This is a genomic window from Vibrio sp. 2130-1, from assembly GCF_033339515.1.
In genome coordinates, this window is record NZ_JAWOUT010000618.1 from 1 (window position 1) to 546 (window position 546).

1 protein-coding gene and 1 pseudogene are annotated in these 546 nt (G+C 45.2%); one reads left to right on the forward strand and one right to left on the reverse strand.

Annotation, left to right across the window (positions count from 1 at the left end):
- Positions 1-117 (forward strand): annotated as a pseudogene (locus R7Q09_RS27730) (LysR family transcriptional regulator); the annotation flags it as partial.
- Positions 118-132: 15 nt separating this feature from the next.
- On the opposite strand, the gene R7Q09_RS27735 reads toward R7Q09_RS27730, so the two are convergent.
- Positions 133-546: protocatechuate 3,4-dioxygenase (locus R7Q09_RS27735; protein WP_318144159.1), on the reverse strand; the 414-nt coding region annotated here is incomplete at its 5' end.

Here is a 546-nt window from a genome sequence, read left to right on the forward strand (position 1 = left end):
TTAGAAGATCTACCTCCACTACCGTCGGTGGATATTGTTTTGGTAACTGGTGTCGAACCTCATCCCATACTAGACAAAGAACGCTTGTCGCAGCTGGCTGAGTTGATGCCTTACTAGCGAACATCAAACAGATTAAGCAATCACGAAATCGAACGTTCCGACTATTCGCCCATCAATATTTACCGGCTCAAACTGTAAATGGTCACGAGCTTTACCACCCCACCATTCGTTGCCCGTCTGTCCTTTCAAATAGAGTTGGGTGGTCAACAATTCGTGGTCGCCACGCCACAGTTTGACGTGAATGTGAGGAGGTCTTGAGCTGTATGGGACAGGAAACAACGTTTGAAAAAAATAGCGTCCATCTTCTTCAGTTACTGTCGCGCCAAAACCTGAAAAACTTGGGTCAAACTTGTTTTGGCTGGGTTGATTCGGATGTTCATAAATTCCTTGGCCATCACACTGCCAAATTTCTATTTTTACGCCAGAGATAGGACGACCAAACACATCCAACACTTTACCTTGCAACGTTATCACCTCTCCGATCAA